Below are 20,826 nucleotides of genomic sequence, written 5' to 3' on the forward strand. Positions count from 1 at the left end.
CCCCCCGCGCGCGTCCAGATCGCTGCTGATCCGGCTGTGCCGCCAGTCGTGAATCCGGAAGTCCCTGGTGAGCCTGCGCAGCCGGAAGGTGCTGCCCTCCTCCCCCACCCATTCCAACTCGATGGCACCCCGGTCCCAGCGGAGGACCATGGTGGCAGGGACCGCACTTGCTGCTGCCATACGGAGGCGACGAACCGTGACGTGTCGGTGTCGTCCACCCGCTCGGCCTCCGACGGCCGCATGGACGGCTCAGTCACACGTAAACGACATCCTTCACAAATAATCCGTGTACATCGCCAACACGCTGGACCTTGGATTCACTTTCTCTTGCCGTGTACGGTGGCGCTATGAAGGAGGACACTCGCCCTGCCACCGATCCGCTGATCACCGGAGCCGAGATCGCTCGACTGGCCGGCGTGACCAGGGCCGCGGTCTCCAATTGGCGGCGGCGCTACGAGGACTTCCCCGCGCCAGCCGGGGGCGGGGCAACCAGCCCACTGTTCGACCTCGCCGAGGTGCGGACCTGGCTCGCCAGACAGCACAAAGGGCAGGACGTGTCCGACGACGTCAGGCTGTGGCAATCCCTTCGGGGGACTTACGGGGACGACATAGTCAGCGGTCTCGTGGCGGTGGGTCGACTCCTCGCACACGGCGCGCCGCCAACGGGCCTCGCATCCGAAATCGTCGGTCAAGCTCTGGAGATCGTAGACCGGACCTCGAAGGCCGAGCTGATCACCGCTCTCACCGAGCGCTTTCTCGACGCCACCCGCCGCACCGGATCCGACCAGGTCTCCTCCCCTGCAGTCATCCGTGCAGTGCGGCATTTCGCGGGCTCCGTCCCCACGTCGGCGCGCATCCTGGACCCTGCCTGCGGAATTGGCGCCCTACTTCTCTCCATCGGCCCCACTGCCGGGCCAACCCGGCACGGCCAAGAGGTCGATGCGTCGATGGCGGAGTTCGCCCGGCTCCGTGCCGGTCTTACCAACCGCGTGCCCACCGACATCCGGAACGGCGACTCGCTCCGCGACGACCAGTGGAGCGACTTCAAAGCTGATCTGGTCATCTGCGACCCGCCCGTTGCCTCGCCCGACTGGGGGCGCGAGGACCTCCTCCTCGATGCGCGCTGGGAGCTCGGGACCCCATCGCGCGCGGAGGGCGAGCTGGCCTGGCTCCAGCACGCCTACTCGCACACGGCGCCCGGAGGCAAGGCCATCATGGTGATGCCGGCCTCCGTCGCCTACCGGAAGGCCGGTCGCCGCATCCGTGCGGAGCTCGTCCGGCGGGGCATCCTCGCCGAGGTCATCGCCCTTCCGGCCGGAACGGCGACGGCCCACGCGCTGCCGGTGCACCTGTGGGTGCTCAAGCGTCCCGACGGTGCCGCGCCGACGGTAGTCCGCATGGTGGATCTCACCGCGAACGCTCCGGACGCGCCCCTCGACCCCTCACCCGGGCAGGTCGTCGATGTCCCGCTCATCAACCTCCTCGACGACACCGTCGACCTCACCCCCGGCACTCATGTCGGTGCCGCACGGCGCGACTACATCGGCGACTACGTGGCGCTGCGCCGGCGGGTGCAGGAGCAACTTCGGGCGCTCAACGACCTGTTGCCCCCCCTACTTCCCGGTAACAGCCTCGGCGCGCTCGACACTGCGTCCGTCAGCATCGCCGACCTCGCCCGGGCCGGGCTCGTCGAGTACTCCGAGAGCGGGCCCCTCTCCGTCAGCGACCAGCTCGACACCGACTATCTGAAGGGCTTTCTGGTCGGCCCCGCCAATCGGCGCCGCTCCACCAGTGCCAGCGGCACCTACCGTCTCGACGCGCGCGGCTCCCGCATTCCGCAGATGGGCATCGAGGAGCAACGTCGTTACGGGACCGCGTTCCGCGCGCTTCAGGAGTTCGAGGACTGCACCAGGCAGCTCGCCGCACTCAGCGAACAAGCCGCCACACTCGCCCGTGAAGGGCTCACCAACGGCGGCCTGTACCCGAGGAGCAACGGCGACTGACCCTGCCGGTCACCCTCGCGCGGGCAGGAATCCGCTCGGCGCTCCGCTCCAGGAGACGGCGAGTGCCTCCCGAGCCCGCGTGCAGGCCACGAACAGCAGGCACCGCTCGCGCAGCAGATCCGTCTCGTACTGGAGCCTGTCCACCTCGACCGGAGTGATCTCGCGGGCGAAGGGCATCGCACTGGCCGTCGCCCCGAGGACTGCCACCGCCCGGAACTCCAGGCCCTTCATGGCGTGCATGGTCGCAAGCCGCACGCCGTCTGTGTGGGGAGCGGGGTTGTCCCGGACCCGTACTGCCGGCACACCGGCGGCGGACAGCCTGTCGTGGACCTTGTCGAGAAGCAGATTGAAGCGCGCGCAGACCCCGATCTCGGCCGGGCGGATACCCTGGGCGATCCAGCCCTGCACCCGCTCCACAAGGGCGACGACCTCGGCATGCTCGGAGCCATGACCGTCGACGTGCGGCCTACGACCGTGCAGCAGCGACCGGTAGCCGGCGAGGCTGTCGTTCCCGTCGCCGCCGAGGTCCTCGACCGGGGCCGGGCCGAGAATGCCGGTGGACCAGCCGAGGATCTCCTCCGTGCTGCGGTAGTTGATGCGCAGACGGCTGCTGCGGCCCTTGACGGTGATCCCGAGCGATCCCAGCGACACCCGGGAGTCGTAGATGCGCTGGTGCGGGTCACCGGCGATGAACAGGTCATCCGGGCCGGACGCGGCAGCCGCCCGCAACACCCTCCACTGCGCGGGGTGGAGGTCCTGCGCCTCGTCGACCACCACGTGGTCGTGGCGCGCCCCGGCCTCGTCGAGCAGTCGGGCCGCCTCTGCGCACACCTGAAGATGTGTCACGCCGCCATGTGCGTTCATCTCCGTGCCGAAGAGCTCCACGGCCGACCAGAGCAGCTTCCGCCGCAGTGGCATCAGCGGCGTTCCCCGCCCGCGCCGGTCGGTGGCGAGATAGTCCTCCAGGGTCCGCAGGTCGTGGGCGAGCACCACGTTCCGGTACTCCTGAGCGAGGAACTGCTCGGTCCACGGCAGGTCGAGGCGCTTCCTGACGCGCTGCCAGATTTGCCGCTCCTCCTGGTCGCCGATCGGGGCGGGCACCCGGCCACCAAGCTCGGTGGCAATCCGGTGCGCGTAGGCGTTTACCGTCGTCACGTCGACCCGGGCGAGCTGCCTGTCGTCACCATCGAGGAGCTGCGCCAGATTCTCGCGCAGGGTCGCGGCGAGCGCATTGGTGTAGGTGGTGAGCAGGACGCGGGTGTCAGGCGCGCGGGACAACAGGTGTTTGACGCGGTGCAGTGCCACGACGGTCTTACCCGTACCTGGCCCGCCGGTGACCTGGACAGGCCCGGCGTAGGAGGCCCGGTAGGCGACCCGCCGCTGCGAGGGGTGCAAGAAAACCCGCCAGGCGGCGAAGGGCTTGTCCAGGATGTCGGTCAGCTCGTCGGGCCCCGAGACGAGAGTGATCCGGCTGCTGGTATTGGCGATGGCCGCTGCCAAGTCCTCGGTCGGCTCCGGGCGGACGTCGGCGGGCCGCCGTTCGAGGACTACGTCCCGGTAGACGTCCTCCGGGCTGAAATCGTCGGCCAGGAACTGCAGGACCTCGAACTGGTCTTCAGGCAGCAGCGTCCCAAAGGCCTCCAGCTGCGGCTTGTCGATGACGGTCCGCACGGCCCGCAACACCTGGTCGTCGATGCCGAGCTCACGCAACACCGTGTCGGAGTGCTTGGCGAACAGCAACGCCGGAGCAGCCTCCGCGGCCTTCTCCAGCGCTGGTGTCAACTGCTCGATGGCGATTACGTTGCGGACTTCCAGGGCCCGCGTCGCCGTGTTGACGGTATAGAGCCGTTTGGCCGCCCAGGTGTAGGCGTCGTCGTGCGGCACCACGTTGATCAGGAGGAAGACGTCGCTGCCGTCGTCTGGGGCGAGGACGACGCCGCGCCAGAAGTCGTTGATCCTGATAGTGCGCATCCGCGGATCGCGCGCCTTCTCCACCGACTCCAGGTGCAGGCCCTTGTCGGCATGCAGCTCGGGCACGGTGAGTTGCTGGAACTTCGCCATCGCCTTGCGCACGCCAGATTTCACCGGCCTCTCCAGGATGTCGTAGCTCTCCCAGAAGCTGTTCGCGAACGCGAGCTGCGGCACCTGCGGACTCCCTACCCCCTGGCGGACGTTCCGATCGTGATCATACCGTCCCGTCAGGCGCCATCTGCCGTGCCAATGAACGAACTTCGCCCAGCAGCTCGGTCGGCGGCCGGTCGAGGTCCAGCGCATGTTGGTGGATGACGATGCCCGCGTGCCGGACCCGGTGAGCCGCGTGCGGGGCGTTCCCCTTCGCGTACACGAGGTGCCCCTCCGGCAAACCGAGGGCAGTGCAGTAGGCGAGTATCTGGTAGAGGTCGCTGTCCGGGTAGCCGTCGGATTTCTGGGCCTTGTACTTGGCGTCGGCCACCGCCTGCGGACTGCCCTCCACCCCGTACAGCACGAAGTCAGGCCTCATCCGAATCCGGGCCGCTTCGTCGAGATGGTGCGGGTCCTGAAGGCGGCAGGCACGGCCCGAGCCCCGGTACGCCTCGCGCAGGGCGACCGTCACGAAGTCCTCGAAGAGCTTGTTCATATTGAACAGGAAGCCGTCGATGCGCAGTTGACCGGCGAGGTGCTCGGGTGAGGAGCCATCCAGCACGACGCGGGCTAGGCGGAGCGCATGGTGGTACCGGGAGTTGAGCCGCGTGGGGTGCCAGGTCGGGAGCAGCTGGCCGCGTACGAGCGGAGTGATGTCGGCGAGGCGGGCGCGCTGGTGCAGCAGGCGGCGGCGTACGTCGCGCGGCACGCCGGGGAGGCGCAGCAGCCGGTCGACGGCGGCCCGCAGGATGCGGTTCTCTGCGATGTCGATGGTGAACTCGTCGTAGGCGATCTCGACCGGCAGGGTCGCGCCGAACCGGCGGCGGATCTGCTCCGCCTCCCGGATGCGGCCCCGGACGACGAGTGAACTGTCCTCGACGGCGCGGTAGCCCTGTAGGAGCCCCTGACGCAGCGCCATGTCGACCTGGCGCTCCACCGCGTGGGCGAGCGCCGGCAGGAGGTCGTCGTGTTCACCGACCTCTATCTGGCCGTCCCGCCAGCCATGCGGGTTGAGGCTGTAGCCGATCAGGAAGAAGAGCCGAGCGATGGGCACCTTGGGGGTAATCCGTACGGTCACATGGGCACCGCCCGACACGTCCAGGGCCACCGCGCCGACCTTGCTGCCCGCGCGGAGCATCCAACGACCCGGGACGTACGGGTCAGGGGCGGCTTCGACGATGCGGGAGGCGGCAAGGGCCCGGCCGACGGCGTCCGGGAGCGGACGGCTGACGGCCGGGGCGTGCTCGACCAGGTCGACGACGACGGCGTCCGTCACGCGAGGGAATCCCGGAGGGTGGCAAGGCCGTACTGCTGCTCGACGTCCATGCCCTCCCCGTAGTGGTACTCCTCCAGCAGCGGGAGGATCTTCGTCCGCCAGGTGCGCTCCAAGCCGCCCTCCCGGTAGACGCCCGGCTTCATCAGGTAGGAGGGCCCGATCCGGAAGTCGTGGTCGTCGATCCGGGAGTTGAGCGCGTCCAGCAGGTCGGCCGGCTCGGCATCGTGGCCCTTGGCGGCGAGCCAGCGCCGCAGCAGGCCGCTGGTCGGCTCGATGCGCGGCGACAGTTCGACGAACGCGAACCGGCGCCGCATCGCCGCGTCGACCAGGGCGATCGAGCGGTCGGCGGTGTTCATGGTGCCGATCACGAACAGGTTCGGCGGAAGCGCGAAGTCGTCGCCCGAGTAGGTGAGCCGCACCGACTTGTTGCGGTACTCCAGCAGGAAGTACAGCTCGCCGAAGACCTTCGCCAGGTTGGCCCGGTTGATCTCGTCGATGATCAGGAAGTGCGGGACGTGCCGGTTCCCTTCGCGGGAGGCGAGATCGGCCAACTCCCGCAATGGTCCGGCGGTCAGCCGGAAGGCGACCTCGCGCGTCTTCGGGTCTTCCTTGGGGCGGAAGCCCTCGAAGAAGTCCTCGTAGGCGTAGGAGGGATGGAACTGCACGAGCTTGACCCGCTCGGGCCCGCCACCGAGGAACTCCGCGAGCTTCAGCGCGAGGTGCGTCTTGCCCGTACCCGGCGGCCCGTAGAGCACCAACTGACGGTCGTCCCAGAGGAGATCGCGCACCTCCTGCAGCCAGTTCAGATCGTGGACGAGCAAGTCGTCGGCGAGTTCAGCGGTCGGTGCGGGGAGCTCCACCTCGCGGCGGGCCGCGATGGCCGGGATCTCCACGGACGGGTCGCGTTCGGTGACCTCGGCAGTGTCGGTGAGGTCCTCGTCGCTCAACCCGAGCCCGGCCAGTAGGGCCTGCACTGCCGTCAGATCGACGACATCGTGCTGCACGGAGAGCTTCTGCTGCAGCTCCTCGGGCAGCTCCTCGTACGCGTACCCGGAGCTCTGCCACTCGACCGGCCGACGCAGGTTGGCTCGCCCGTCCTCAGAGACCGTCTGCTCCACGGGCCCGGTCACCTCGCCCACGTACAGCTGCCCTGCCGAGATGGTGCACACGGTGTCCCCGGGCTTCATTCGGGACAGGAAGGCGTGCAACTCCTCCAGCATCTCCTGCTTCTGACTGTACGTCGCCGCGGACTCGTAGTCCTCATGGACGAAAGTGCGCAGCTCGTCCTTGCTCGTCCCCTGCTCGACCCCCTGTCGCAACCGGGACGCGGAGAGGGTGACCCGGTTCTCGGGCAGCCAGAGCCGCTGGACGAGATCGAGCCCGGAGACATTGGAGCCACGGACGAGCCAGGCGCGATTGGGGCCGGACCAGACTCCCGCCATGAAGTCCGACAGCGGCGCCCCGTCCTCCGTCTTCCACCACACCCAACCGTTGCGGGGAGCGCCCACCAGCAGCTCCGCAGCGAACGACGGCGACCCGCACTCCACGTCCTCCGACAGCTCCAGCCAACCCGGCCAGCGATCGGAGGGACGTAGTACGCCGGTGGCCTGGAGCTCCTCGCGCCGCCGGAAAGTGCCGCTGAAGTGCTTCTTGAACGAGGGCATCACATGGTTGCGAGCCGGCGAGCCAGCGCGGAGCAGGAACTTACGGCTCCCGTTGGTCCCCACCTCGTCCAACAGGACGCCACGCGCCCGGTCGACGTCGTCGCCGTTCGGCAGCCGCAGCTGGAACTCCTGGTGCTCATCGGACACCGGTCTCTGCTCCCATCACTTGCACTCGAAGACGCTGTGGGCACCGTAGCGTCCGGAACTGACGGCACCTCACCTCAGTGGATCTCGCCACTCGCCATGGGCGCCGAGGTCAGCTATCGCTCCCAGTGGTGAGCTTGACCTCATGGCGTGGGCCAAGGCCCGGGGGCGGAGTGAGGGTGGAGGTGAAGTTTTCGCCATCCACGAGGGGGACGGCGAGGGTGGCCCCGGCAGCGGCCATGCGGTCGTAGGCGAGGAGAACCAAGTCCTTCGTTCGGTAGATACCGTACTTAGCGATCTCGTTGTTCTTGAGACCACCACCCGAGTCGGACTGGAAGGTTTCCAGGATGTAGTCAGCGTCGTCGCGGCTGATGCCGTAGAGGCGGAAGAAGTACGCGTCCAGCTCGGCGCGGATATGGGCGCGGCGGGTCTCGTCCCAGCGGAAGGGCGCGCCAGTGTCACCGAGGTCGCGAGCGAGGGGGGCCATATCGCGGGCGGTGTAGACGAGTTCAAGGACGCGCGAGGAAACGAACGGCGTATGTGGTGCGAGTGCTTCGGGGGTGGGGACGGGGAGCTGCTTCCAGATGAAGAGTCCCATGCTTGTGCTGCCAATCTTCTGGCGACTGACGTAGTCGAAGACCAGCGAGCTTTGGGCAGCAACGAGAGCCGCAGTGAGGGCAGGTGCGACGCGCGGCAACATCAGGGGAAACTTGTGTCCGACCGCTGCGCGTGGGAGAAAGGCCGGAATAGCCGTACGCTGATTGGTCGATGCGGTGACATCGCACCAGCCGCAGAGCCAATCGTTGTCCCAATTCGTGTCGTCGAGGCGCAGAGAGACACCAGGAACATCGACATCCTTACCGTTCCTACGCGTCGCAATGGTGCCGCTCTCAGCGATCCAGTTAAGGGGGATGGCGAGCCGCTCCGAGTTTTGGAGATCATCTTCCGTCAGATACCGGGGCTGGTTTTGACGGTTAACCGCCGTCGCGCTCTTAACGACATCGGCAGCTCGATGGTTGAAGAAATCGGCCATCTTTGCCTCATACAGCGGCAGCATTCGCTGCCCGCCCCGCATGAAGACGTTTCCGTGGAGCTCCCATCCCTCAGATTCCAACTCCTCCCACTTACGGAAGAGGTCGGAGTCGTCGGTCATGTCGAAGAGACGCTTGAAGCTGATACCCCAGGGATTTCCGTGCTTCTCGCCCTCATTCCATAGGACTGGGATGCGGCGATAGATCGCAGCCGTGAGGTCGGCGTCGCGGCGGGTACGGAAGATCGGGAGGGTCCCGGTATTTGGGTTGATAAAGATAATCTCGTCGGGGCTCAACGCAAAGACGCGATCGGTATCGTCGAGGTCAGTGGTTTCTTCGAGGAAGAAGGCAAACTTCGCTGCGGGTTCATGCAGATCCCGCCCAGCCAAGGAGAAGAGGCAGAACTTGTAGCTAGAGTGCACCCCAACAAAGAGCGGCTTGCGGTTCTCAAAGTCGTACAGGGAGGTGATAGCACCACGCCTAGTGAAGTCACTGAAGAGATGTTGCGCACCCGCGCCGGTCGCAATTGCAGTGGGGATGATGCATCCGAACCGACCCTCAGGCCCGGCAATGGAGGCAAAGCGCTCAGCGAAGAGCTGGTCGGTCTGGAGCGAGTTGACGCCCTTGACCGTAAGGCCCTTGCCACACAGCGGAAATGCGCCTGACCCGCCCGCGAAGAGGAAAGTGGACTTCACCTTCCTCCGCTCAGCACGGTAGCGCTCACCAGCCTCGGGATCCTCCGTCTCCCACTCGGAGATGCGATTGCGTCGCGCCGTACCGGCGATCGCGGCGATCGACGGCTCCACAATGCTGAAGTACTTCTTGTCCTCGAAGTCGACCTTGTCCCATGGTGGGTTGCCGACCACACAGGAGAATCCGCCTGCCCAGCCAGTCACCCCGACCACGTCACCACCCGTACCGTTGTCACCTTCCGGAACGCTGAAGACCTCGGGGAACTCCAGGTGCCAGTGGAAAAAGCGGTACTCGGCACTAAGCCGCACGATCTCGTCGTGGGTCGCCGTTGAGGCGGCGGTCGCCTGCGGATCCTCAAGGGCGCGGAACAGGTCGTGAGTGATGGCAGGCGGCGCGTCCTTCGCCTTGTGCCACATGAACGCGGCGCACCAAGCGTCCGCCACGTGCAGCGCCTGCACATATGCCGCCGAGGTCTCCCAAGCGCGATACGCAGAAGCCTGACGATGAACGTCCGACAGTGTGTCAGCACGGGCACCCGTGATTCGACGCAGGTCGGACGCGAAAGCCATGTTCGCCACCTTCGTCTCGACCGCCAGATCGAAGAGCCCACCCTGCCCCTTGCGCTCCTCGGTGTTCTGCTTCTCCAGGAAGGCGGCGTACTTGGGGTCGTCCCCCTCCACCGCCTTGAACGCCTTGCTCGGGATTCCGTCCCGCATCAGAGCGGGCGTCGCCCCGATCAGCCCGTTGCCGAGCTTGACGTGTGCGTCGAGGAAGCCCAGCGGCTTGCCCGGCTCCAATGCCTCCAACCACAGCGAGACCTTGGCCAGTTCGACGGCCATCGGGTTGAGGTCCACACCGTAGACGCACCGCGCGATGACCTCGTGCAGAGCATGCCGGACCGCGACCGGTGTGGGCTCCGGGTTGCTCTCCCGCACGGCCGCGACCCGCTTGGCGATCCGGCGAGCAGCCGCAACAAGAAAGTGGCCGGAGCCGCAGGCCGGGTCACAGACCGTCAGGGACAGCAGCTCACCGACGATCGCCTCAGTGGCGTCCGACTGCCCGGCTGCTGCGGCCCGTTGCTCGCCGCGCTTCTGTGCGTCGTCGATTACCGGGTCGAGGGTGGAGTCGAGCAGGGTGTCGATGAGCGAACGGGGTGTGTAGTACGAGCCGGTCTTCTTGCGGTCGTTGCCCAACCGGTTGACCAGCTCGAAGGTGCTCTCGGTAGCGCTGTGCTTGGGGACGAGCTCCAACAGCGACTCGTAGATGGAGCCGAGCTCCTCGGAGCCCATGTTGCGGTAGTCGACCGGACGCCAGCGGGCCGAGTTCGTGTCCCGTACGCGCGAGAGGTGACGCACTGCCTCCAGCAGGTAGGTGTTGGAGAGCGACAGTCCCCGAAGCGGGCTGTCAGCATCGGTGTCGTCAAAGAGGCCGCCCAAGCCCGGCAGCCCGAGCTCCGGACGCCCACTCTCGTCGCCGAGGGCGTCGAGCACCAACTTCAGAGACTGGTAGAGATCGGCGTGCGCCGTACCTCGCCGACGGCCGGCCTGACGTCGCAATCGGCCGGAGGAGAAGTAGGTGGCATAGCGTCGGCGGGCTTCCTCAGTAGCCGTGGGCGGGTGCAGAGCATCCCTGTCCTCGGCCACGAACAGGAAGATCAACCGATAGGCAAGGCGCAGCAGCGCGGCATGGAGAGCCTTGACGTTCACGTCCTTGCGCAGCACCGCATTGTCGCGATGCTTGAGGAAACCGGTCCCGAGGGTCGTGATGGCCCGCTGGACACCATCGCGGTGATGGTCCAGGGCTCGCGTCCCCGACACGATGGCCTCGGTGCGCCACTTCTCCAGCCAGCACCCGGACGGCGCCGCACCCTCCCCCACCTCGAGGCGGGAGACGTGTAGCAGCCGGTACAGCAGCACGAACTCACTGAACAGCTCGCCGTCAAAGATGGCCTCAAGATCGAACTCCACGTACGAGGCCGTGGCCAGCGCACTGGAGTCCCGGAGCAACCGGAGCTGCCGACCATTCGTCAGAACCGCCCACAGGTGGGCCTCGGCACGGTTCAGGCACTCCTGGACCATCGACTGTGGCGGTACAGTGCCAGCACCGCCCGGGCGCTTGTCGAGATCCGCATTCCAGGCCGTCAGCTGGACGAGCGCGTGCTGCCAGCGGTGGCTGATCGGGAAGAGCTTCCCGGGGTCACTGTCGGCAGGGATGCCGGCCCTACCGACAGCGGTGAGGCGTCCAAACCCCAGCTCCGCGAAGAGTGGCTCCAACCACTGGGCGACAGCGAGGCCGGTCGGGTCGGCGGCCGGAGCTCCCGTCGCCTCGTCCTCAGGGAGGCGGACGCGCAGCTCACGCCAGATGGCCTTGAGGTAGTCCCAGTGGCGTTCGGCGTCGTCGCGCACCGAGCGGGAACCGATGACGCCGTAGTCGGCGGGCTTGGAGCCGGAGACGTCCTTGCCCTCGGAGATCCGGAGCAGTATGTCGACGGGTAGCAGGGCACCGACGGTGTGGACGGCGGAGAAGACCTGGTTGCGGGTGGTAGCGGACATCAGGCGGCTTCTCCGGTCGGCGTGGTCGCGGGCAGATAGACGTAGGCGCCGAGGACGTCGGCCGGCTTCTGTGCACTCACGCGCAGGCCTCGGACGATCTCGCCGGAAGCAGAGCGGACCCGCCGGTGGGATTCGTCGAGATCAGCCGCAAGCTGATCACCGAACTCCTCCAAGTGACCCACCACATCGCTGAGTTGACCGAGAATTCGGGTCATCGTGCGCTCGCCGAAGTGCGAGTCGGTGTTCCTGGAGGCCTCGGCGTCGAGCAGACCGATCGCCTCCTCCTGGGGCAGCCAGACGGCGTTCTTCGGGGCCCCCTGGAAGGCCACCAGCCGGGCGTCCTCGGCGACGAGCTGCTTGTCCCCGGTACGGGAGGGGAGCGTCAGATGGAAGCGGTAGCGCACCAGCAGCAGCGTCGTCCGGACCTGGACGGCGTCGGTGGTGATGACGCCACAGCGGCGGGCCGGACGGTTGCCGTCGGCCTGCAGGTCGAGCGCCGCGTCGAGGACGTGTCCGGCCAGCGCGCCGACAACCGGGTCAGTGCGGACCAGGGCGGCCTCGCCGCGTGCAACTGCCGGGTCGGTGCGGAACGGGATCGGCTTGCCGGTCTCGACGGCGTCACCGCCGACGACCGGTGCGAGGGCGTCGCGCAGGCCGGCTGGGGTGCCGCTCACCTCTGCGGTGAAGTCACCGTCCGAGGAGTCGCGCAGCACCCCGCCGAGCGCGTTCAGTGAGTCCCGCACGAAAGTGCGGATCTCACCGGCGCTGCCCAAGGCGTCCCGGATGGCGCCGACTTCGCGTGCCACCTCCTGCGGATGGATGGATCGCTGGGCGAACCGGGAGCGGGACTCCTTCTCGCGTTCGGCCGCGGAGTTCCAGTCGTTCTCCAGTTGGGCGGCCTTGGCGTCGACGATGTCGTCGACCGCGAACAGGCCCTCCTGCTGGCTTTCCCTCCCCCGCATCAGCAGCCACTCGACGATTGCGTCCGTCACACCTGCTGACATCTCGTCAGGGATCGAGACCGAGACCCCGAGGTCCTTGCGAATCTGACGGTGCTTCTTGATCAGGACTTCGAGGACCTTGCCGTCGATGCCGTTGTCCGCGCCGTACAGGGTGATGACCCGGACTTCGTCCTTCTTCTGACCGTAGCGGTCGACCCGGCCCTCGCGCTGGTCATGGCGGGTCGGGTTCCAAGCGAGGTCGTAGTGGACAACGGCATCGAAATGGTGCTGGAGGTTGACGCCCTCCGACAGGCAGTCGGTGGCAATCAGGACCCGGCGAGCGGCCTGGTCGACCCCGGCCTCCTCTGCGAGCCTCTCGATTCGCTCGATCCGCTGCTGCGGGGAGATGGTGCCGGTGACGGCGGCGATCTTCGTCTTGGCACCGAGCTTGCCCTCCAGCTGCTCGGCGATGTACTCCGCGGTCGGGATGTAGCGGCAGAAGACGATCGGACTGTATCCGTCGGCGAGGAGTCCCTTGAGGTGCTTGGTGAGGTCCTTGAGCTTGAGGTCACCTGCCGGTCCCTCAAGCGCTGTGGCACGCTCGGCGAGTGCGGCCAGCCGAGCACCCGCGCCGTCCGTCTCCGCTCCGGGGGCCACGTCCATGCCCTCCAGGATGTCGCTGTCGGCCGCGTCGCTGTTGAGCGGCGCGCCGAGCCGGTCGGCCTCCTCCGCGCTCGCGGCGACCGCAGCGGCCGAACGGGTCGTCAGCGTCTGGGCGGCGGCACGCGGTGAGGAGACCAAGGAGCGCAGCAGGGCGATCGCGGACCACCAGGCGATCCTGGCCTCGCGCTTGCCCTGGGTGCCCGCGGCCTCGACGCGGTCGCTCGCGTAGGCGATGGCGTCGTCGAGCAGCGCGCGGTAGGCCGGGGAGAGCTTGTAGGTCTCGTCCTTGAAGTAGCGATCCGAGGGGAACGCGGTCTTCTCCGTGAGGCTGTCGTCGCTGAGACCGTCCTCCTTGGTGAGGTACTGCCGCACGTCGGCCCGCTTGCGCTGTACGAAATGCTGGGCGAGCAGCTTCCGGCCGCTCTCCGCGTCGAGGTTGACGGTGGCCAGCTCGGGCTTGACCAGGCCGAGGAGGTTGCGGAAGGCAGACTCCTTGCCGCTGTGCGGGGTCGCGGTCACCAGCAGCAGGTGCCGGTCGGCGTCCTTGGCAACGCGGCGCAGCAGCTCGTACCGCAGCTGGCTCTGCGAGGACGTACTGGTGTCGTCGGCCGCGACGCAGGTGTGCGCCTCGTCGACGATGACCAGGTCGGGGCAGTGACGGACGAAGTCGTCGCGGTGGCGCGGGGACTTGATGAAGTCGGTGGAGACGATGACGTTCGGGTACTTGTCGAAGATCGACTGGCCGAGGTCGAGGCCACGCTCCAGACGCGAGATGGTGGAGGAGAGGACGAGTTCGGCGTCGAGGCCGAACTTGGTACGCAACTCCTCCTGCCACTGCTCGGCGAGCGCGGGCGAGCAGAGCACCGCGAGGCCGGTCGCCTCGCCCTGGGCGAGGAGTTCGCTCGCAATCAGGCCGGCCTCGATGGTCTTGCCGATGCCGACGTCGTCGGAGATCAGCAGCCGGACAGTCTTCTGACGCAGCGCCATCATCAACGGCACGAACTGGTAGGCGCGCGGCTCGACCGCGATTCCGGCCAGGGAGCGGAACGGACCGGCACCGGAACGGAACCCGATCCGCAGGGCCGAGCGGAGCAGACCCGCAGCTCGCTGGTCACCGAGATCGGTCGGCGAAGGGGGTGCGAACTCGGCACCCTTAACCTCCTCGAAAGCGGGGAAGACGGCGGCGATGTCGTCGTCGGAACCGCCGAGGGGACGCAGCACGAGCATGTCCGCGGCGCTCTCGGGCAGTACGACCCATTCACGGCCGCGGGCGGTGACCAGGGAACCGGCGGAGTAGCTGAGTGTCATCAGATGAGGTCCTCGTCGAGTGGTTCGTCGGTTCCGTCGGTCAGCTGGTCGGGTGCGCGGTGCCGAAGTAGCGGGCATGGCCGGCCACGACGGCGTCCCAGTCGCCACCGTACGGGAAGCGGATCACGTCCCAGGTGGCGTCGAGCAGACGCTCCTCGGCGTCCTCGTCCCGCAGGGCGGAAACCTCGTTATCGGCGTTGTCGACGAAGACGGCGAGCTTCACACCGGGCATGCGGTAAATGAAATCGGGCATGGCGTTCGCCTCGGTGACCAGGGTCTGCGTCTCGTCGGGGAGCCGGAGGCCACGGTCCTTGAGCCAAGTCAGCAGCTCGCGTTCCCGCGGGGGCTCCTCCTGATCGGCCGGCACGGCTGGCGCGGCCCGTGTGGGCTCCGGGGGTGAGCTGGTTGCCGTACGTCAGCAGGCACTCGTAGCAGCCCCGCTCGCACTGGCGGTCCGGGTGCGGCCCGCCCAGGTCGACGCCGTGCTCGTCGAAGTGACAGATCGCCAGTGCCTGGCGGGCGGCCTTGGCGAGCGCGTCGGGCTCGGACTGGAGGCGGCGGAGCACGCCCGCCCCGCCTTCGGCCGCCTCCGTGAAGAGGATGCGGTTGCGCGGGCCGTCGTTCGGCGGGAGGAGTTCGCTGCTGAGCTCGGAGTCCTCCAGTTCGAACGCGGCCTCGACACCGCGTTCCAGGGCGTACATCAGTGAGAGGGCGATCGGTTCGGGCAGCGGCTCATCGAGGGTGACGACGAGGATGTTGCGACTGTCCTGCACGTAGGGGATGACGCGCTTCTTGCGACGCTTCTCGTTGCCGTCGGAATCGACCACGGGCAGCTCGCCGGAGTCGCCGGAGGCATCGGAGGCATCGCGGTCGTTCATCCAGCGGCCGTCGGCGACGTCGAGCCAGTAGCCGGCCGGGTCGTCCTTCTTCGCCCGCAGTCGGCCGACGTTGGTGATCCGGACAGTCGCCGAGTCGCCGTACGCCAGCAGGGCGAGCGGACCGGAGTCGTCTGAGAGCCTGGCATCCTGGCGGCCCTTGCGAGTGCCGTGGTCCTGGAAGGCGTACGAGGTCTCCAGCTTGAAGCCGGCCCTGCGCCGCTCCTCCTCGTCGGAGGAGATCCGCTCACGGCGCTGGGTGTAGACGGTGTGCAGCTGGAGCAGGCCGTAGGTGGCCGAACCGAGCCGTTCGCCACACATCTCACAGCGGTCGGCCCGCTCACGCGGGTCGTGGTGGTACCCGCAGTGATCGCAGCGGCGGGCCTCACTGGTCGTCACATCACCGGCGGTGTCCGGCGGTAGCTGGATGCGGGTGACCTGATAGCGGGCGCCCTCGTGGTAGATCAGCGCGCCCGGGCCGAACTCGCGGATGGCGAGGAAGCGAGGGCGCTGCAGGTAGTCGCCCTCGCCCTGGCGACGGCCGGTCGTCGGGATGTAGGCGGCGAGCGGCAGCCGGGGGAAGGAGTAGCCGGGCAGGAAGCCCTCGGACGCGAGGTAGCGGTACGGGTTGAAGTCGGAGAGGACGGATCTGTTCTCCACACTCTCGTTCTTCAGCAGATTGAGCTGGGTCTCGGCCTCCCGGCGGCGGCCCACCGCACGCTTGTGGTCGCCGTCGGTGAGGCTGTGGTCCAGGACGCGCTTGTTCTGGACGTACTGGTCGTCGAGAGCCGCGCGGAAGAGGTCGCGCCAGCGGTCGAAGGCTTCGTTGAACCGCACGGGGGCGGTCCGCACCCGGTCCTCGATCCACCGCTCGTCCCACCAGGTGGTGCCAGCGAAGTCGGACAGCAGCGGACCGAGGACCTGGTAGGCGGCGGCGATCGTCCGGGTCTGCGCATCGGCGTCCCACGAGGCGGCATGGATGCCGGGGTGCAGCTCCAGGGCCGGCTTGGGGCGGTCGCCGGTCGCCGGATACGAGACGTCGAGGACCTCGGTGACCGCCCGGCCGAGCTTGAGCCCGGCCTCGGCCAGCCAGATGCCCTGGAGGTGCGAGAGGACGAGGTCCTCGTTGGCGAGGTCGAGACGGGGCGGGGCGACCGCTCCTGCGACCATCCGCTCGGAGCGGCGGAAGTAGTACTGGTCATGACTGTTGCCGGTGGCGCAGTACGTGGTGACGAGAGCGGGCTGGCCGCTGCGGCCCGCTCGGCCGGAGCGCTGCGCGTAGTTGGCGGGCGTCGGCGGGACGTTGCGCATCATGACGGCGTTGAGCGAGGAGATGTCGACGCCGAGTTCCATCGTCGGCGAGCAGTACAGCAGCTTCAACTCAGCCTTACGGAAGGCCTCTTCACGCTTCTCCCGCTCCTTAGGATCCACCTGGGCGGTGTGCTCGCGGGCGAACAGCCCGGCGAGCGCTCCGGCCGCGTTCTGGTAGAGGTCACGGAAGAAGGTGTTCACCCGGGGACCGTCACCGCTGGCGTAGGTGCGGGTGAGCGGGTCGTGGGCACCACGCTCACCCTTGCCCGCGCGCCAGATCAGCGACTGGGCAGCCACCCGGTACCCGGTGACGGCCGGCCCGGAGGGACCGCGGAAACGGCCGGAGCGCTGCGGCGCCGCCGAGACCTCCTTGACCAGGCCGGCCTTGCTGAGCACCTTCAGCAGCTCCTCGATGACGAGCTGCAGATCGGCCTTGTCGAGCTCCTGGAACACCCGGTCGGTACGCCGCAGGTACTTGCCGAACTTGCCCGCGGCCGACAGGAACAGGCCGGACCGGTCCAGACCGGGGCGCGACGGCTGAGGGTAGGCGGTGCCGACCTTGGGGCTGTCGGTCTTCGTCAGCACCCACGGGTCGATGAGGCGTTCCTCACTGGCCCGTTGCAACGAGTCGAAGTCGTCGCGGAAGTACTGGACGTCGATGGCAAGAGAGCGGCGCATCTCGTCGAGGAGCGCCTTCATGATCTCGGCGCGCAGCGCCGGGTCGGCGTCGCGCAGCGCCCGGTGGGTGCGGTCCCAACGCTCCTGACGCTCCGCCACCCAGACGAGGTCCGCGTAGTCGATCTCCAGAAGGCCGGTCTGCTCCAGATTGGGCATGGTGATACGCCAGCCCCGCTCCAGGTCGAGATAGAGCCGGAAGGCGATCACGTCGCGCAGTGTCTTGGCCGCGTTCCGGGCCAGCGCCGGCGGCAGGTCCACCGCATCGCCGGCGTACTCGGTCGGATCCAGCGCGAGCGCGTTCGCGACCGCGGAGGCCAGCTGCTCGTGGTTGACACCGTCCTCGCCCGCTTCGGAGGCCGCCCTGAAGAGGGCTCCGCGCAGCTGGGTGATCTGCACGAAGTCGTTGAAGTGACCGGCCTGGAGGGAGGCGTCCTGACGGTTGTCGACAAACGTGAGGAGCTTGCGCGCCTCCTTCTCCAATGCCTCCTCGGGCACCGATTTCAGCGAACGGACCACTGAAGCCGAGATCAGCGAGGTCGCCGACGACCGGCCCTCCTGGTCAAGGGTCGCCAGCTTGGCGAAGTCCTTGCCGCGCGTCTGCTCGTAGGCGACGCCACAGTGCAAACAGAACAGGAACGGGGACGGGATGAAGGCCGCCTGCAACTCGCCGTAGCCCTCGGTCCCGTACGGGTCGACCGTGACGGCACGCGGCACCCGGTCACGGTGCGACTTCCTGACGACCTCTTGCCCCTTGTCGTCGATCTCCAGCCAGGACTCCGGAAGTCGACGGTCCGCGATCGCCACCTCGGGGCTGAAGGGCCAGGGGCGGTCATGATCCACGTAGAGGTAGCCATCGCCCTGGCGACCGCCGGTGGCCGCGGTGTCACGGCGCGCCTCGTAGCGGACCTCGCCGTCCTTCTCCGTCCGCCATACCGTCAGATACTCCTGCCCGCACTCACGGCAGAACGCGAGCGGCATCAGCAACTTGCCACCGGATCCGGGCTGTTCGAGCTGGTAGGCCCGAGTACGGTGCCGGGAGAGCTTGTCCTCCAGGGTGACGTACACGGTGTCGCCCTTGGAGAGGAACTGATGCAGCCGGAACGCGAACAACGGCCGCTCGGTGACGGGATGAAGAGCCCGCGAGCCGGCCTCCAAGGTGGCCCGGATCGCGGCTGCGCACTGCTCGGCGGGGACTCCGCTCTGCTCGGCCAGGTCGGCGGCGGCTTCCTCGATCTTGGCGGGCCGCTGACGGACGAGCCGGCCGGTGGCCTCGTCGGTGGCCAGACCGAAGCGGGTCTCGACCCAACGTGCGAGCGGGTCGCCGGTGAGCTCGGTGTACGCGCGCGGAGCCGCCGGGGCCGTCAGCCGCTCGGGGGCGACCGTCTGCGGAGCCTCACCGGTGGCCCGGACCAGGGTCTCGCCGATGACGTGTGCCGGATCGACCCTGATACCGAAGAGGGTGGAAGCGACATGCGCGACGACCTTCTTCTGATCCTCCGACGTGCCCTCGGTGGACATGGTCGCGGAGGTACCCACACACTGCAGCTGGTCGGCCTGGCAGGCCTCGCGGACGCGGCGGATGAGCAGCGCGACATCAGCGCCCTGACGCCCGCGGTAAGTGTGCAGCTCGTCGAAGACCAGGAACTCCAGGCCCTTGGCCATCGCGACCAGGCTCCTGCGATCATCGGGCCGCGTGAGCATCAGCTCCAGCATCACGTAGTTGGTCAGCAGGATGTCCGGCGGGTTGTCCCGGATCTCCTTGCGGCGGACATCGTCCTCCTGCCCGGTGTAGCGGGCGAAGGTGACGGGCTCGCGGCCCTCGCCGTAGCCGTCCCGCAGGTACTTCTCCAGTTCCTTGAGCTGACTGTTGGCCAGGGCGTTCATCGGGTAGACGATGATCGCCCGCACTCGCTTGGCGACGCTCCGACCCTCGGCCTGACGGTCCTTCAGGACCTTGTCGACGATCGGCACGATGTACCCGAGCGACTTGCCGGAGCCGGTACCGGTGGTCAGCACGTACGAGGCCCCGGCCTGGGCCGCATCCACTGCTTCACGCTGGTGCTGATGCAGCGTCAGCGGGCGGCCGTCGCAGACCGTACCGCCCTCGGTCTTCCGTGCCTGGAAGATCCGCGCGCACTCCTCGTGCAGCACCCCCTGGCCGGCGAGCTCCAGGACGGTGCCCCCGCCGGCGAAGAACGGGTTCAGCGAGAGCCACGGGTCAGGCCACTGCGACTTGGCGTTCAGGTCCTCCTCGACGAACTCGGCGATCCGATCGTCGCGAATGACCGTCCCTCCCTCGGTGAAGGAGCGATAATCCTCGATGAGCTTGCGGTGGACACCGAAGACGTCCATTCCGCCGGTGACGGCAGGCCTGCTGCCTTCATCGCGGGCGGGCAACCCGACGGGACCGACAGGTCCGGCGGGCTGGGCCGTGCGCAGCACGCGGACGGGGTCGAACGCGCTCCAAGAGGGCAGCTGCGAGATTTCGCCTTCCGGACCGACCAGCGGCAGGAGAGCGTCACGGACATCGATGGCATCGGCAGGACGGTCGACCGGCTGCTTGGCGAGCAGGCGCTCGACAAGTCGCGCCAGCTCGGTGGGGACGTCCTGCCGGATCAGCCGTACCGGGGTCGGCGCATCCTCGATGTGCTTGCGCATCAGCTCGTACGCCGCCTCGCCGACGAACGGCGCAACACCGGTGAGCATCTCGAAGAGCAGGCAGCCCAGGGCGTAGAGGTCGGCGGCCTGGGTGACCTGCTCGGCCTTGAATTGCTCGGGGGCCATGTAGCGGGCGGTGCCGACGGCGACGCCCGTGCTGGTCAGCCGGGCATCCTCGGGGTCGTCGACGATACGGCCCATGCCGAAGTCCAGAACCTTGACGACACCGCCCCTGGTCAGCATGACGTTGGCGGGCTTCAGATCCCGGTGGACGACGCCGGCCGCGTGGGCGGCGGACAGCCCGTCGGCGATCTGGGCACCGATCGCGGCCACCCAGGCGACCGGCAGCCGGCGCTCCTCCTCGATGAGGTCCCGGAGGACCTCACCGTCCAGGAGCTCCATCGCAAGATAGGGCAGGCCACCGTGGGAGTCGTCCACACCGCCATCGATCAGGCGAGACAGGTGCGGGTGGTCCAGGCGGCGCATGATGCGCACTTCCCGGGCGAAACGCTCGACAGCCTTCAGGTCGCCACGGGTGTCGACGGCGACACCGGAACGGCGGCGAAGGATCGTCTTGACGGCGACCACACGTTCCGGGGCTCCCTCGGGGAACCGAAGGTCCTCGGCTCTGTGCACTTCCCCCATGTTGCCGGAGCCGATCACCCCTACCAGGCGAAACCGGCCGCCGATCAACTCCACGTCCACTGCCGCTCCTCCGTACGTATGCCCACCGGATCCACGCCGCACCGCTCGCCGCACACCCGCGGCGGCCGGAGAGCACTCACGGCGGGACGGCGACACGACGAACCGTACACGAGCATGGGGTGCGCACACCAGGAGTTCAATCCGTTGACGCCGTCAACGGATAATGAGTAGGGTTCCCGTGTACTCCTTGAGGACAATGTCCC

Annotated in this window: 7 protein-coding genes and 1 pseudogene; 1 reads left to right on the top strand and 7 read right to left on the bottom strand. The window is 67.9% G+C overall.

Going from position 1 to position 20,826, the window contains the following annotated elements; genetic code table 11:
* Window positions 1-180: hypothetical protein (locus tag ACXJMZ_RS00005; RefSeq protein WP_457027841.1), on the bottom strand; the 180-nt coding region annotated here is incomplete at its 3' end.
* Between the two features lie 167 nt (window positions 181-347).
* Between ACXJMZ_RS00005 and ACXJMZ_RS00010 the strand changes: the two genes are divergently transcribed.
* Complete coding sequence (locus ACXJMZ_RS00010; RefSeq protein WP_457027842.1) at window positions 348-2,003, top strand: N-6 DNA methylase; 1,656 nt, start codon at window positions 348-350, stop codon at window positions 2,001-2,003.
* A gap of 9 nt (window positions 2,004-2,012) precedes the next feature.
* Here the strand turns inward: ACXJMZ_RS00010 and ACXJMZ_RS00015 are convergent, their stop codons facing one another.
* From ACXJMZ_RS00015 to ACXJMZ_RS00040, 6 genes and pseudogenes are all read right to left on the bottom strand, one after another.
* A complete protein-coding gene (locus ACXJMZ_RS00015; protein WP_457027843.1) occupies window positions 2,013-4,148 on the bottom strand; it encodes a UvrD-helicase domain-containing protein in 2,136 nt (711 codons plus the stop codon).
* A gap of 40 nt (window positions 4,149-4,188) precedes the next feature.
* Window positions 4,189-5,400, bottom strand: a complete 1,212-nt coding sequence (locus tag ACXJMZ_RS00020) for an McrC family protein (protein ID WP_457027844.1) — start codon at window positions 5,398-5,400, stop codon at window positions 4,189-4,191.
* A complete protein-coding gene (locus ACXJMZ_RS00025; RefSeq protein WP_457027845.1) occupies window positions 5,397-7,211 on the bottom strand; it encodes a DUF4357 domain-containing protein in 1,815 nt (604 codons plus the stop codon). The genes ACXJMZ_RS00020 and ACXJMZ_RS00025 overlap by 4 nt, the downstream gene beginning before the upstream one ends.
* Before the next feature lie 109 nt (window positions 7,212-7,320).
* On the bottom strand, window positions 7,321-11,484 hold the full coding sequence (locus ACXJMZ_RS00030) for an Eco57I restriction-modification methylase domain-containing protein (protein WP_457027846.1): 4,164 nt from the start codon (window positions 11,482-11,484) through the stop codon (window positions 7,321-7,323).
* Window positions 11,484-14,396 (bottom strand): helicase-related protein, encoded by a 2,913-nt coding sequence (locus ACXJMZ_RS00035; RefSeq protein WP_457027847.1) that lies wholly within the window; start codon window positions 14,394-14,396, stop codon window positions 11,484-11,486. The genes ACXJMZ_RS00030 and ACXJMZ_RS00035 overlap by 1 nt, the downstream gene beginning before the upstream one ends.
* A gap of 40 nt (window positions 14,397-14,436) precedes the next feature.
* Window positions 14,437-20,563, bottom strand: a pseudogene (locus ACXJMZ_RS00040) (protein kinase domain-containing protein).
* Window positions 20,564-20,826 lie beyond the last annotated feature (263 nt).

The sequence above is a fragment of the Kitasatospora sp. P5_F3 genome, from assembly GCF_054049135.1.